This window comes from Bacillus sp. URHA0034, assembly GCF_056280405.1.
Genome location: NZ_JBWCDK010000002.1, coordinates 5,025,758 through 5,041,069 on the forward strand (window position 1 = coordinate 5,025,758; position 15,312 = coordinate 5,041,069).

The window sequence follows — 15,312 nt, forward strand, 5'->3', positions numbered from 1 at the left end:
TTTTTGTTGTTGTAGCACAGGATAAATAAAAAAATTTATCTTTTGTTCACTTCTATACCGTGGTGACTAATAGGACTATTCTTCTCTTTTGGCTAAACAACGGTCGCATTCCATTAAGTAGCTTTCAGCTTGTTCTTCTATGTGTTGACCACACTCAGGACATTCCTTTTTTGGTAAGCTCCGAAAAAATTCAACTGGACTGATTAACATTACTAACATCTCCTTTATTAATACAGTTTATTTATTTCCCTCTTGTTATAGTACAGTATAAACAAAAAACTTCTTTTTGTGTAGCCTTTTTTTCAAAAAGTTTATTTCTTTAAAAAAATAAGACTTTTGTCCCAAAAAACTATTTCTGCTTTGCTTTAGTTTCATTATAATGAGGAGAGATAAATCTATGTTTCAAAGTATTACTTCCATTGCAATATTATTTACATTACAATCATAGTAGAAAATACCTTTGTAGACATTGGGGGGATCCAGGTTAATGGGGGAAATGTTTGGGATTTTTCATCCTTATTTTATTATTATCGCCATTGGTTTAACGATTATGGCATCTTATACAGCACTAGATATGTTTACCTTAATAAGGTCTTCAAATAACAATAAACGATTATTATTTCTTGGCGGAACAGTATCCATGGGGATTGGAATATGGGTAATGAACTTTATGACCTTGATTTCCGCTGACACAAATCGTTTTGACAGCTATCATATTCCTCTAACCATTCTTTCTATTTTTATTGGAATAGCATTTACTGGGATGGCATTTCTTTGGTTTTTTGGTAAGACCGTTAATATATATCACTTGCTAATTGGAAGTTTGTTTTTAACTCTAGCTGTAATGGCCATTCAAGTTATTGGTTTATATGCCATGAATGTAAATATAGACTACAATATTGGGCTAATGATTTTTTCAGGGTTGTTAATTTTTGGTTCGTTTTTATTTTCGTTATGGATCTTTTTTACTTCGAGCTATTCCCATGGAAATCAAGTATGGTTAAAACCAATTAGTGCGCTGATTATTACAGTAGCCATTGCTGAAGGGCATTTTTTATTAAAGAGAGCTGCCGTTACAACAAGTGGGATTGTCTCAAAAAGTCAAACAGACAGTCCATTCTTTATTTATTTGGTTTTGTTTGTTTCAGTACTAATTATCGGTGGTTTGATTATTTCAAGTATGTTGATAAGCAAGCAATTAGCTACCAGTGATACGAACTTAAAGGATATCAAAGCTGCCTTAGACGCCTCGACAATTGTTGCTATTACCGATCCAAAAGGTGTTATTACATTTGTAAATGATAAATTTGAAGAAATCTCTAAATATAAAAAGGATGAAATTATTGGTAAAAATCATCGAATTCTTAATTCTGGCTATCATTCAAAAGAATTTTTTCGAGATTTATGGCAAACTATTCAGTCTGGTAAGATTTGGCGGGGTGAAATACGGAACAAAGCTAAAGATGGGTCGTTTTATTGGGTTGATACGACCATCGTTCCTTTTCTAAATAAAAAAGGTAAACCTGTTCAATATATTGCTATCCGTTCTGATATTTCTATGCGTAAAATGGCGGAAGATCATCTTAAAGAAATGATTAAAGAGAATGAGGATATCAAATTTGCCTTAGACCAATCTTCCATTGTCGCGTTTACAGATGCAAAAGGAAAAATTACCAATGTAAATGATAAATTCTGTGAAATCTCTAAGTATAGCCGGGAAGAACTACTAGGGCAGGACCATCGAATTCTTAATTCCGGCTATCACACTAAAGAGTTTTTCAAGAACTTATGGAAAACAATTGGGTCTGGTCAAGTATGGAAGGGCGAATTAAGAAATAAAGCGAAGGATGGTTCTTATTATTGGGTTGATACGACGATTGTTCCTTTTTTAAATGATCAAGGAAAACCTTATCAATATCTTGCCATCCGGAACGACATCACGGAACGAAAGAAGACGGAAGAGGTTCTTCATCGTCAGGATAAGCTAGCGGCTGTAGGCCAACTTGCTGCGGGTGTTGCACATGAAATCCGTAATCCGCTGACGTCTATGAAAGGTTATGCAGAATTTTTACAGTTAGATGAAAAAGACCCAGAACGGATGGAATTTTTAAATATTATTTTAGATGAGATTGAAAGGGTTAATACCATTGTGGAAGATTTTATGGTTTTAGCTAAACCAAAAGCGGTTGAATTAGAGGAAAAGAATGTAGTACCTGTTATTCGAAATGTGGTTTCATTGCTTGAATTTGAAGCTAGAAAGAAAAATGTCCGCTTGTCATTTGACTGCAATCAAGAGATTATCCAAATTGAATGTGACGAAAACCGGTTAAAACAGGTATTTCTAAACTTTATAAAAAACGGAATCGAGGCCATGCCAAATGGAGGAGATTTACAGGTTAAAACAGTCATTCATGATAATAATGTACAAATCTCGATCCAGGATTCGGGTGTTGGAATCTCAAAAGAAAAATTAAAGAAATTAGGTGAACCATTTTTCACGACGAAAAAAAATGGAAACGGTCTAGGATTAATGGTAAGTTTTAAAATTATTGAAAGTCATAATGGAAAAGTGTTTGTGGAAAGTGAACCTAATAAGGGAACAACCTTTAATATCTTATTACCTGCGAAAATTGCTTAAACGAGAGGAAACTCTCGTTTTTTTGTTGATTGTATAAATTTCCTTAAATTTCCTTCGAAAAAGTTTAATAATTTAGAATCTACAATTGATTGAAATCGACTATGATGAATATATAGGTTATATGATTCTTCGGGGAGGGGATTAAGTGGCGGATATGAAATTGGTTAAGACTATTTGTGGTTACTGTGGAACAGGCTGCGGTCTTGTTTTAGAAGTGGCCGACAATAAAATAGTAAAAATCCGGGGAGATAAAGAGGCACCTGTTAATAAGTTATCAATATATTGCCAACAAATTATCGGGTATTAAAACTACATGGGGACCTAATGCCATCAGTATGTTTGCTTGTGCACGAAGTACGAATGAATCAAACTATGTAACGCAAAAATTTATGCGGACGGTTATTCAAAGCAATAACATTGATGGCTGTAACCGAACGTGACACGCACCAAGTGTTGCCGGTCTGGCAACTATTTTTGGAAGCGGTTCCCCAACGAATACTTTAGATGATTTTGATAAGGCCGAAGTACTATTACTTTTTGGTTCGAATACGTCTGATGCCTATCCCATCATTGCTAACCGCATGAAAAAGGCTGTAAAGTCGGGACTGAAAATCATTGTCATTGATCCCCGGAAAATTGATATGGTTAAAGTAGCTCACCGGCATTTACAGATTAATGTAGGAACAGATATAGCACTTATCAATGCTTTTATTCGAGTTATTTTAAAAGAAGGTTTATCAATTCAGAGTTTATTAAGAATTTTACAATAGATTTTGATCGGTTAGAAAATCAGGTTGAACCTTATACACCTGAATATGAGGCCATGATTACCGGCCTTGCCGCTGAAGATATTGTAACAACGGCTAGAGAGTATGCATCCTCAAGTGGTTCAATGATTGCCTATACATTAGGTATTACTGAGCATCATTGCGGTGTAAATAACGTTTTTGATATTGCGAATTTAGCTTTATTAACAGGAAACATTGGTAAACCAGGGACAGGGATAATGCCATTAAGAGGACAAAATAATGTCCAAGGAGCAGGTGATATGGGCTGTCTGCCTAATCAGCTTGCAGGAGCGATGAGTCTGGTCAATGATGAGTTTCGTGCCAGGTATGAAAAGGAGTGGGGAGTGGAGCTAAACCCACACCCACACCCAGGAGACACACAAACACGTACCTTTGACCGATTAGAGATGGGGGAGTTAAAGGCTCTTTATGTAATTGGTGAAAATCCGCTTTTAGCGGACGTTCATATGAATCATACTAAAACTTTATTTGAAAAACTTGATTTATTAGTAGTCCAGGATATTTTCTTAACAGAAACCGCCAAAATGGCCGACGTTGTTTTACCTGCCCGATCTTGGGGAGAGGTGGATGGAACTTATACCAATACAGATCGTAGAATCCAGCGGGTTCGTAAGGCCGTAGAACCAGACCCTAATACCAAGGAAGACTGGGAAATTCTTTGTGACCTTGCAACTTTAATGGGCTATCCTATGTACTATCAAAATAGCGAGGAAATTTGGGATGAGGTTAGAAAACTTGCCTGGGAGCAGTACGGTGGAATTTCATATCAAAGGTTAGATGAAAAATATAGTATCCATTATCCATGTCCAAATGAGAATCATCCAGGTACCCTCATTCTTCATGAACGGTTCCATAAACAAGCTTCTGATGGTAAGAAGTCACCATTTGTTCCTGTTGATTATACAGAACCATTAGAATTGCCGGATGCGGAATATCCGTTTATGTTAACAACAGGCAGGCGCTATGAGTCATATAATACCCATTCACAGACCCGTTACTATGCAGCAGGAGTTAAAATAAAACAAACAGAAGAGTCCGTTGATATCCATCCAGATGATGCCTGCTCCCTGGGAATAGCGGATGGCGAGGTGGTACAGGTTCGTTCCCGCCGAGGGGATCTTCTGGTAAAGACAAAAATTACTGAACAAGTTGTGCCAGGTCTTGTATTTATGAGCTTCCATTGGAGTGAAACACCAACAAATGTATTAACCTTAAATGAATATGATCCAATTTCTGGAACGGCAGAATACAAAGCTTGTGCTGTTGCGATATTGAAGTTGTCTTAGGATCATTGAAAAAACAGTGCAGTCAGTGAGATGCACTGTTTTTTTTATATATTATTGTCAGAATATACAGTAACTAAGAAATACTATTGTAATATAATTGCCATTCTTGTAAACCAATTAACATCCCCTTGTTCTTTTTCTCGGAAAAAAACATGTTATGATGAGAACAGTTAGCAAGCGAGAGAACATGGGAGGTATATAGAAATGATAAAAAAAATAAAGGCATTCCTAGCAGTTGCTGCACTCTCAGGGACTGTAGGCGCTAATGTTCATGCACAAGAAATAACAGTTAAAGAAGGAGATACCCTTTGGGATCTATCACAAGTACATAATACATCTGTAGAAGATATTCAAAACAGGAATCATCTTTCTACTAACCTGATTCATCCGGGAGATGTATTAACCATTGCAACTAAAAAACAATATACAGTTCAGCAGGATGATACATTAGGCGATATTGCTTTAAACTATCATGTACAAGTAAATCAAATTAAAGATTGGAATAAATTGAATACAGACCTTATTCATCCAGGCTTAAATCTTATTATTTATGATGAAGTTGCGGATAGTGTTAAAAATGCGGCGGCAGTAGGAAGCAAAGAAGAAAATAATGTAACAAGTAATTTAGAAAAGCCGGTTGCAAAATCAATTGTAACATCAACTGAGCCTAAAAAGACCTCGATGGTAACAGCTTCGCCTACCGAGTCTGCCAAACCTGCTAATAGGGTGCCAGCTGCACAACCGTCTCAGCCAGCTCCGTCTGCACAACCAGCTAAAGCAGAAGGCAGCAAAGGAAATGATACAAAGGAAATTACTGTAAAGGCGACAGCCTATACTGCTTCATGTGAAGGATGTTCAGGAACAACTGCAACAGGTGTTGATCTGAAAGCTAATCCTGATGCGAAGGTAATTGCTGTTGATCCAAAAGTGATACCACTTGGAAGTAAAGTTTACGTAGAAGGCTACGGGGTGGCAACTGCTGCAGATACAGGCGGCGCTATAAAAGGAAACAGAATCGATGTATTTATATCCACAGAGCATGAAGCGCTTAAATGGGGTAATAAACACATTACGGTAAAAATAATAGATTAAAAAAACTGCCTAGTGTTAGGCAGTTTTTTTGTGTAAAGAATGGCAGGCCCTACACCCGCTAAGCGGGAGGCTCCGTTTTTTATAATATTAACTAGCTTGTTTTACTACTGAATTTGCAACAGTAGCTTTTCTTTGATAGTAGAACCAGTTTAGTACAAATGAGATTACATAGAATCCAATAAAGAAGTAGAAAGCAGTGGTGTAAGTTCCTGTTGCATTAATAGACCAGCCAAAAAGCTTAGGGATAAAGAAAGATCCATATGCTGCAAACGCGGCTGAGAACCCAATTACAGGTGCTGCTTCTTTAGCAATAAAAATGTTTGGAATCATTTGGAATGTTGAACCAGAACCAATACCTGATGCAAGGAAAAGAATTAAGAAAGAGAACAAGAACCCATTAAATTGTTTTCCATTTAAGAAATAAATAACACCTGCTGCACCAATACCCATTATGACTAACACAAAAGCAGTTACTTTTGCACCACCAAGCTTATCGGCCATCCAGCCTCCTACAGGTCTGGCAGCTGCCGCAACTAATGCACCAAGGAAGGCAAGTGAAAGATGCTCAGGAAATTGTGATTTCAAAAGAAGCGGGAATGCCGCAGAGTATCCAATGAATGAACCGAATGTAGCTACATATAAAACAGTCATAATCCAAGTGTGCTTACGTTTTACAATACCAAATTGATCAGCAAATGATTGTTTAGCACCGGGTACGTTATCCATTTTAAAAATAGCCAGTATGGTCATGATAGCGATCGGAATCACCCAGATAAAGGCAGCGTTCTGTAACCACATTGTTTGACCAGTAGCTAAAACTTGCTTGCCGCCAATGAAAGCAAAAGTTCCTGAGGTTATGATTAATGGAGTAACAAATTGGACCACAGATACTCCCATATTACCTAAACCGCCGTTAATTCCAAGCGCAGTACCTTTTTCTTTTTTGGGAAAGAAGAAACTAATATTTGCTGATGAAGACGAGAAGTTTCCTCCACCTAGACCACATAGTGCTGCTAATAGTAACATAACAGTATACGGTGTATCTGGATTTTGGACGGCAAATCCGATGCCAATTGCTGGGATTGCAAGAATGGCAGTAGAGATAACTGTCCAGTTTTTCCCGCCAAAAAGTCCTGCTGCAAATGTATAAACAAAACGAAGTGTTGCACCCACAAGTCCAGGGATTGCAGCAAGTGATAATAATTGTTCCTCTGTAAAATGGAAGCCAACGTCGTTTAGTCTGACAGCCACAACCGACCAAATTTGCCAAACAATAAAGGCTAGCATAAGAGATGGTACGGAGATCCATAAATTTCGGTTAGCGTGTTTTTTTCCTTCGGCTTTCCAGAACTTCTCGTCTTCTGGATTCCAGTAATTAATTCGGGCCATGTGATTTTCCCCCTAAATGATAATTGATTTTTTATTAGTGCATGTGTTGCTTGTGTAATTACTATAAACTACATGCTAACCTCTATTTTGTGACGTCCGTCACAAAAATGGTGAAGGAAATGTGAACACATGCTTTTAGACAAAAAGTTGTAATAAATTAAAGACAAGTAGAAAGCAAAAAAAAAGAAACCCTCATAATTGAGGATTTCTTGTATAAATTTGGTTATCTTGGGGGAGTTCTCTCACTTCATAAAACATGCCTACATAGTTCTGTATTTCTCCGGCATCATCTATTATGGCGGTGATTGTAAGCCATTCTTTAAATATTTCATTATTTTTGCGCTTATTCCAGATGAAACCTTCCCAATACCCATCCGTAAGTATACTTTTCCACATGTTTTGATAAAAATTATTGTCATGCTCTCCGGATTGTAGAACACTTGGTGTTTTTCCAATCACTTCTTTTAAATTATAGCCAGTAATTCTAGAGAAGGCTGGATTAACATTCTGAATGATTCCATTGACATCCGTTATACAAATACCATCAAAGGCATAGTTCACAATTTTTCGAGCAAGGTCCAGTTTATAGTGATAGTATAACCAGATGACGATGACAAGACTTGCTAATGAAAATTCAGAAAGTGACATAAAACCAATCGCATAATGTCCTGTCCAAGTAAAAAAAACAGTTAAAATCAGCGGTGGGAAAAAGCCGCCAAGACCCCCCATGGCTGAAACAAATCCATTAACAATGCCTGCTTGCTTAGAAAAGTATAAGGGAACTAATTTAAAGATTGCCCCGTTACCAAGTCCTGCAAAAAAGGCTACTAACAAGCATCCAAACGAGTAAATAGGTAATGATGGTGAAAAGGCAAGTAAAAACCCTGCAAAAGTTAAGCTAAAGAAAACAGCAATGAGGATTAATAATGGATTAATTTTATCGCCAAGCCAGCCGCCCACTGGCCTAAACATTGTAGCAAGCGTAATAAAACCAGCAGTTCTTATTCCAGCATCTACTTTATCTAGTTCAAATTGGTTAACTAAAAAGGATGGCAAATAAATCGTAAAAGCAACAAATGAACCAAATGTAACAAAATAAAATAAGCTCAATACCCAGAGTTTAGGATTTTTGTAAACCTCTTTAAATTGCTCAAGTATGGAATTACTAACTTTTCGTTCTTTTTTGTCACCTAATAAGAAATTCATTATAGCAAATAGTAGTAATAAGATAAGAAAAAATTTAACAGTATTTCTCCAGCCATAGAGATTGGCCAAAACAGGGGCCAAAAAGGAGGTTACCGCTGTTCCAATGTTTCCAGCTCCATAAATGCCGTTTATCAATCCATGTTTTGTTTTATCATAATATTTTGGTAACGATGTAACACCAACTGAAAAAACAGCACCTCCTATTCCGAGTAATAAGCCGCCCATGATTAACATCCATAAATTGCTAGAATAACTAATGATGATAATGGGAATAAGGAGAATAATAAAGCTTAAGCTATACAAGATTCGTGCTCCATATTTGTTTGTCCAATAACCAATTGGCACCCTTAATAGGGATCCTAAAATAACGGGGACGGCAGTGGCCCACGCAATTTCTGTTGATGTTAAATGAATATCTTCCTTTATATATGGCATTAGCGAAGAAATAATTACCCAAACCATAAACCCTGCGACCAAACTGCTTGTTTGAATAAATAATTGCCCGGTACCTTTTTTCATTTTCATCCCCCTCATATGCCGTTGCAGTATCTAGTTTTGTTCGAATACATTTGACAAATCATAGCCAGATTTTTGGATTTTCTTAAGTATTATAAACTACAACGAGTGAGAGTACAGTGAGGTTCGACACTGATGGCTAAATATATTTACATATTTTAAATACAGTAGTATATTTTTCTGTAATATGTTTTCACTTTTACCATATTTTAAATATAGCAAAAATTTTTCTACAAAAATAATAATCAGTTAGGAAGGATACTAATGCCTCAAAAAAAAATTTTTCTTGATCCTCCTAAAACCCTTGTTTTTGGATTTGCTACTATTATTATAATAGGGGCCATTTTATTAACGCTCCCTGCTTCGACTACTAATGGACATGGTTTGTCCTTAGTAAATGCTTTCTTCACTGCTACTTCAGCAACTTGTGTAACTGGTCTTGTGGTAGTAGACACAGGTACGACATTTACGGTATTTGGCCAGATTGTCATTTTGTCGCTGATTCAGGTTGGAGGACTTGGATTTATGACATTTGCAACTTTTTTTGCCTTTCTATTAGGAAAAAAAATATCGTTAAAAGAAAGAATATTGCTTCAGGAATCTTTAAATAATCTTTCTATTGAAGGAATTGTTAGGTTAGCAAGAAGGATCATCATTTTTACGGCTGTAATTGAATTGACAGGGGCGCTTATATTATCGATTCGTTTTTCTTTCGATATGCCTGTAAAAAAAGCGATTTATTTCGGTATTTTTCATTCTATATCCAATTTCAATAATGCAGGATTTGATTTAATGGGGGAATTTCATAGTTTAACAAGCTATGTGGATGACCCAACGGTAACTTTAACTGTTTGTTTATTAATTATTCTGGGCGGAATTGGATTCATTGTCATGAATGAACTGTATGAATATCGAGCTATTAAGCGCGTTTCTTTACATACTAAGATTGTCCTTATAACCAGTGCCTTTTTAGTAATAGTTGGAACAGTGGGCATATTTTTGTTAGAGTATTCCAATCATCTAACATTAAAGCCTCTATCCCTGACAGGAAAAATACTGGGCTCATTATTTCAATCGGTCACCGCTAGAACGGCAGGAGCTAATACGTTAAGTATTGGGGATTTAACTCAATCCAGCCTCTTATTAATGATTCTGCTGATGTTTATAGGAGCTTCGCCCGGTTCGACGGGAGGAGGGATAAAAACAACCACCTTTACTACTTTGATAGGCGCAGTCTGGTCACAAATTCGTGGGAAAGAGGATGTTATTTTTTATCGTCAGCGCATTGAATATGAAACGATATATAAGGCTTTAACTGTAACATTAAGTGGACTTTTTCTCGTAATGCTTATGACACTTGTATTAACTATTTCTGAAAAAGGGCATGATTTTTTATCCATTCTCTTTGAAGTGACGTCTGCATTTGCGACTGTGGGTCTTTCAATGGGTTTAACACCTGATTTATCGGAATTTGGCAAGATATTAATTATGTTTACCATGTTTGCCGGTAGGGTGGGGCCTTTAACAATTGCATTTGCCGTAACCATGAGGAGAAACCCTGACCCGTTCCGTTATCCTAAAGGAAAAATTATGATTGGCTAAAATTTAGAGAGATTCCTGTTATGCCAAACAGGAGTCTTTTTTGTTATGGTTGTGATAAAATTTAAACATTAGAGAAACAGACTGGAGTGAAAATAATGAACTTTGTACAAATGGATTCCATGGAAGGCCGATTAGAGCTGATGAAGGCTTTTTCAAAAAAGTTTTTAACAAGAGCACATCAAGTGGACATTGAAGGGTCCTTTCCTTATGACAATATCGCTGATTTGAAAAATACAGGTTATACAACTTTGACTGTTCCTGCTAAATATGGGGGAAAAGAGATTTCTTTATATGAACTTGTTCGCCTGCAAGAGATGATTGCCCAAGGTGATGGGGCTACTGCGCTGTCCATTGGGTGGCATATGGGGATTATTATGAATCTTCAAGAGAAAAGGTTATGGAAAGAGTCTATGTTTAAGTTTTTGTGTGAAAGTGTAACCAATGGTGCTTTAATTAACAGTGCACAGACTGAACCAAAAACAGGAAGTCCAACCCGCGGCGGCAGACCGGAAACCTATGCAGTGGAAACCAGCCAAGGCTGGATGATTACAGGTAGGAAAACCTTTACAACAATGGCGCCCGTATTGGATTATTTTATTGTTAATGCGACAATAAAAGATCGTAATGAAGTGGCTAACTTCTTAATTCCAAGAGGAACAATGGGAGTAAGAATTGAAGAGACCTGGGATAGTATCTCATTAAGAGGGACGGGAAGTCATGATTTAATTCTAGAGGAGGTAAGTATTCCTGATGAATATCTTGTTGAAATAGCAAACACCAATGGCAGAAAAGCCAACGGTTGGCTGCTTCATATTCCCGCCTGTTACCTTGGCATTGCCAAAGCCGCTCAAAGATATGCGATACAATTCGCGAAGGAATATTCCCCCAACAGTATTATTGGAACTATTATTGATTTACCAAACGTCAGGCAAAAAATTGGTGAAATGGAACTTAAAATCATGCAGGCACAATCATTTTTATATTCAGTGGCGAAACAATGGGATACTGCTGCAGACGATGATCGGGAAAAGCTTCTCCCAGCATTAGGGGCTGTTAAATTAACTGTTACGAATGATGCTATTTCGATTGTAGATCTTGCGATGCGAATTGTCGGAGCAAAAAGTTTATCTTTGCAAAATCCCCTTCAACGATATTATCGTGATGTACGGGCAGGCCTGCATAATCCGCCAATGGATGATATGACAATCGGGCTTTTAGCTAGGGAAAGTATTTTTAATCATCAAAATAATTGAAAATTTTACAGCGTTGGACAACATCGAAAATCCATGTTAGATGCGGTTATATATTATTTTGAAGGGGTATCTTAAGGTAAAGGAGTGAGGTAGAGTGCCTAGAGGTAAAGAATTAGAACAGCTCCCAATGGCTAATATAGCACCTGGAGCTGGTAAAGACGCTGGTAAGTACAACCGGGAAGTTCTTGGCAGCATTATTCAACAAGAACAGCCCCAGCCAAGTGAGATTCAAAAAGAAAATGAAGATATGGTTTAGAAAAAGCAGGAAATGTCCTGCTTTTTTGTTGGAGAGAATAAACAGAGGCCGACCCAAAAGGTGGTTGATGAAAAATTTTTGCACACTCTGTTGATTGGAGCGGAAGGCGCGAAGACTCCTGCGGGAGTACGGGGCAGGGGAGACCCCGCAGGCGCTTAAGCGCCGAGGAGGCTCCCCGGAACGCCCGCGGAAAGCGGAGTGCATGGAGCGGAAATCATCAGACTAGTTTAAAGAGAAAGAAGGTGCCCCCCTAAAAATTATACTTTTGGGACACCTTCTTTTCGGTTTAGTCTTCGACTAATTCATGTACTTCTACAATGGTCCGTTCTTCGAGCGGTCCGCGTAAATGAACGGTAGCTGTCCTTCCATCTTCATTTAACTGATCAATCCAAACGGAAGTACCATTATATTTAACTTCAATATCTGCTGAAGAGGACAGAATTTGCTTTACTCGGTTAACATTCATTTTTTTCACTCCTAGTTCTATGTAGGGTAATGTAAAAGGACTACAGCTATAGTGTATCCGTTTTCTTCTATAATATATTAATGAGTAGAATAGATATCAATTTGGTTGCCATTTATTGTCCCATCTTCGTGTAATTCCTCTAGACTGCTAAGGTAGTTCTGAAGTTCCAATTGCATCTCCTTTGGAGCGCCAGGTTTTAAATGCCAATTTCCTGGTTCATCCACAAAATACGGACTTTTTGTAAACTCCGGCCTCATTCTGGGCATAAGCTCACTTCCTTGTTCATTCATTTTTTTCATTTCAAAAGTGTCAGTTATATTGTGGAGATATGCTTTACCTCCATCGTGCTTATGCTTACCAATAATTATATAATTATTCGGTAACCTATCAGTAAAAGATAAGTCTATCTTCTTATTGCATACCGGTTTAGTTCGGGTTTATGATAGGTGACATATCGTTATCGGCAATGAGAAATATTTTAATAATTATCACAAGGAAAAACATTTATAATCGTGAAACCAAATGACTTCGGTCATCGTCATATATATTTGAGAAATGAACAGTCATGTCCACCATAAAACTGTCATAGTATAAAGGAGAATTTATTCAAATGGACAGCTATAGTAATTGTCGTTTCTTGGTGAAAAAGCTATAAAAATGACATCTGCGATCGTATTGTACCAATACATAAAATGGCATATTTATGTTTTAATTTTTTTTGAAAGTGTGTTATAGTAATTGAGGTTCGTTTACCGAAGCTTATTGGTAAGTGAGAGGAGAATTATGTTATGAATAAAATTAAATTACCTAAAACATTAAAAAACAGTCATATTTCATTCTTAGTAATTGCCGTTTTATTATTCTGGTTCAAAACATATGCGGCCTATCAAATTGAATTTAACTTAGGAATTGATAATAATCTGCAAAAGTTTTTGTTATTGATTAATCCGTTAAGTTCAGCGTTATTCTTTCTTGGTTTAGCGCTTCTCTTCAAGAAACATACAAAGCTCGTTATGATTATCATTAATTTCGTATTATCATTCCTGCTGTACGCTAATATCGTGTATTATCGTTTTTTTAATGACTTTATTACAGTACCGGTATTAATGCAAACAAAAACAAATGGCGGACAATTGGGTGATAGTGCGTTATCTTTAATATCACCTTTTGATATTTTTTATTTTGTTGATACGATCGTTTTAATTGTTTTGGCATTAACTGTTTTCAAAAAAGTGACGGTAACAAATCGAAAGTCATATAAAATTGTTCTTTTGTTTGCAATCACAACGTTTCTTTTTAACCTGGGATTAGCGGAAAAGGATCGCCCTCAATTACTAACGCGTTCATTTGACCGCAACTATTTGGTCAAATACCTAGGTGCTTATAACTTTACAATTTACGATGTTATTCAAAATATTAAGTCCTCCAGTCAGCGGGCATTAGCTGACAGCAGTGATATTACTGACGTAGAGAACTATCGAAAAGCTAATTATGCGGCTCCAAATCCTGTTTATTTTGGCAAGGCAAAAGGAATGAATGTGCTTTACATTTCAATGGAGTCTTTTCAAAACTTTATGATTGATTATAAGCTGCCTAACGGTCAAGAGGTGACACCTTTCCTTAATTCATTAGCACATGATGGAAATACTTTCTATTTTGATAACTTCTACCACCAAACAGGCCAAGGGAAAACATCAGATGCTGAGTTTTTAATGGAGAATTCCTTATATCCGATGGCACAAGGGGCTGTTTTTGTAAATAAAGCCCAAAATACTTATCAAGCCATGCCTTCTATCCTGAAAGGACAGGGATATAGTTCCGCGGTATTCCACGGCAACTATAAGACATTCTGGAACAGAAATGTTATTTATAAAGCTTTTGGTTATGATCAGTTCTTTGATGCGGAATACTACAATATGACGGATGAAAATACTAAAAACTATGGTATGAAAGATAAACCATTCTTTAAAGAATCCATTCCTATGCTTGAAAGTTTAAAGCAGCCTTTCTATACGAAGTTTATTTCATTGTCTAACCATTTTCCATTTGAAATGGACCCAGAGGATACTGATTTTCCTGCTGGTGATTACGGTGATTCAGTTGTTAACCAGTATTTCCAATCAGCCCACTATATGGATCAAGCGTTTGAGCAGTTCTTTAATGATTTAAAAGCAGATGGTTTGTATGATAAGACCATCATTGTTATGTACGGTGACCATTATGGTATATCTGAAAACCATAATGAAGCAATGGCAAAGGTATTGGGAGTCGATGAAATCACACCAGCGATAAATGCGAAGTTACAGCAAGTACCTTTATTTATCCACGTTCCTGGTGTGAAAGGTGGAGTTCAGCATCAAATTGGCGGTGAAGTGGATGTCCGTCCAACTATACTTCATTTATTAGGTATCGATACGAAGGATTATATGGAATTTGGTTCTGACTTGCTTTCTAAAGATCATCGTAATTGGGCGTTGTTCAGAAATGGTGATTTTGTTTCGGCAGATGGTATCCAGTTGAACGATAAATGTTACTCTTATGAAACAACATTATTATTAGATGATAATACACCATGTAAGAACGTTGATGAAAAGGTAAAAACAGAATTACAAATGTCTGATGAAATTGTTTATAAAGACCTATTAAGATTCTATAAGCCTGAAGGATATACGCCAATAAATCCTAATGACTATGAATACCTAGGACCAAACGGAAAAACAACAAAAACAACAAAAACAACAGAAGCTAATTAACTTATGAGAGAGGGACTAACTGGTCCCTCTCTTTTTTATATAATTG

Annotated in this window: 14 protein-coding genes; 9 read left to right on the forward strand and 5 right to left on the reverse strand. The window is 36.7% G+C overall.

Features of this window, described 5'->3' with window-relative positions; translation table 11 throughout:
• Positions 1-75: 75 nt before the first annotated feature.
• A complete protein-coding gene (gene yhfH / locus ACZ9EE_RS26405; protein ID WP_215042808.1) occupies positions 76-210 on the reverse strand; it encodes a protein YhfH in 135 nt (44 codons plus the stop codon).
• Between the two features lie 277 nt (positions 211-487).
• On the opposite strand from yhfH, the gene ACZ9EE_RS26410 reads away from it, so the two are divergent.
• The 5 genes from ACZ9EE_RS26410 to ACZ9EE_RS26430 all read left to right on the forward strand — a co-directional run bounded on the left by ACZ9EE_RS26410 (position 488) and on the right by ACZ9EE_RS26430 (position 5,825).
• Entirely contained in the window at positions 488-2,638 is a 2,151-nt protein-coding gene (locus tag ACZ9EE_RS26410; RefSeq protein ID WP_476031567.1) for a PAS domain S-box protein, read from the forward strand.
• A gap of 154 nt (positions 2,639-2,792) precedes the next feature.
• A complete protein-coding gene (locus ACZ9EE_RS26415) occupies positions 2,793-2,945 on the forward strand; it encodes a hypothetical protein (RefSeq protein WP_476033105.1) in 153 nt (50 codons plus the stop codon).
• Positions 2,946-3,108: 163 nt separating this feature from the next.
• Entirely contained in the window at positions 3,109-3,408 is a 300-nt protein-coding gene (locus tag ACZ9EE_RS26420) for a molybdopterin-dependent oxidoreductase (protein ID WP_476033106.1), read from the forward strand.
• Between the two features lie 53 nt (positions 3,409-3,461).
• Complete coding sequence (locus ACZ9EE_RS26425; RefSeq protein ID WP_476031568.1) at positions 3,462-4,733, forward strand: molybdopterin oxidoreductase family protein; 1,272 nt, start codon at positions 3,462-3,464, stop codon at positions 4,731-4,733.
• Between the two features lie 204 nt (positions 4,734-4,937).
• On the forward strand, positions 4,938-5,825 hold the full coding sequence (locus ACZ9EE_RS26430; RefSeq protein WP_476031569.1) for a 3D domain-containing protein: 888 nt from the start codon (positions 4,938-4,940) through the stop codon (positions 5,823-5,825).
• Positions 5,826-5,912: 87 nt separating this feature from the next.
• On the opposite strand, the gene ACZ9EE_RS26435 is transcribed toward ACZ9EE_RS26430, so the two are convergent.
• Positions 5,913-7,214 (reverse strand): MFS transporter, encoded by a 1,302-nt coding sequence (locus ACZ9EE_RS26435; protein WP_476031570.1) that lies wholly within the window; start codon positions 7,212-7,214, stop codon positions 5,913-5,915.
• Positions 7,215-7,406: 192 nt separating this feature from the next.
• Complete coding sequence (locus ACZ9EE_RS26440; RefSeq protein ID WP_476031571.1) at positions 7,407-8,939, reverse strand: MFS transporter; 1,533 nt, start codon at positions 8,937-8,939, stop codon at positions 7,407-7,409.
• Positions 8,940-9,200: 261 nt separating this feature from the next.
• Between ACZ9EE_RS26440 and ACZ9EE_RS26445 the strand changes: the two genes are divergently transcribed.
• From ACZ9EE_RS26445 to ACZ9EE_RS26455, 3 genes are all read left to right on the forward strand, one after another.
• Positions 9,201-10,538, forward strand: a complete 1,338-nt coding sequence (locus tag ACZ9EE_RS26445) for a TrkH family potassium uptake protein (protein ID WP_476031572.1) — start codon at positions 9,201-9,203, stop codon at positions 10,536-10,538.
• Positions 10,539-10,633: 95 nt separating this feature from the next.
• Positions 10,634-11,791, forward strand: coding sequence for an acyl-CoA dehydrogenase family protein (locus tag ACZ9EE_RS26450; protein ID WP_476031573.1), 1,158 nt, complete (start codon positions 10,634-10,636; stop codon positions 11,789-11,791).
• A 94-nt stretch (positions 11,792-11,885) separates the two neighbouring features.
• Positions 11,886-12,047 (forward strand): hypothetical protein, encoded by a 162-nt coding sequence (locus ACZ9EE_RS26455; RefSeq protein ID WP_476031574.1) that lies wholly within the window; start codon positions 11,886-11,888, stop codon positions 12,045-12,047.
• A 286-nt stretch (positions 12,048-12,333) separates the two neighbouring features.
• Here the strand turns inward: ACZ9EE_RS26455 and ACZ9EE_RS26460 are convergent, their stop codons facing one another.
• Positions 12,334-12,513 (reverse strand): small, acid-soluble spore protein, H family, encoded by a 180-nt coding sequence (locus tag ACZ9EE_RS26460; protein ID WP_476031575.1) that lies wholly within the window; start codon positions 12,511-12,513, stop codon positions 12,334-12,336.
• Between the two features lie 77 nt (positions 12,514-12,590).
• Positions 12,591-12,812, reverse strand: a complete 222-nt coding sequence (locus ACZ9EE_RS26465; protein ID WP_476031576.1) for a hypothetical protein — start codon at positions 12,810-12,812, stop codon at positions 12,591-12,593.
• 489 nt (positions 12,813-13,301) lie between these two features.
• Between ACZ9EE_RS26465 and ltaS the strand changes: the two genes are divergently transcribed.
• Entirely contained in the window at positions 13,302-15,266 is a 1,965-nt protein-coding gene (gene ltaS / locus ACZ9EE_RS26470; protein ID WP_476031577.1) for a lipoteichoic acid synthase, read from the forward strand.
• Positions 15,267-15,312 lie beyond the last annotated feature (46 nt).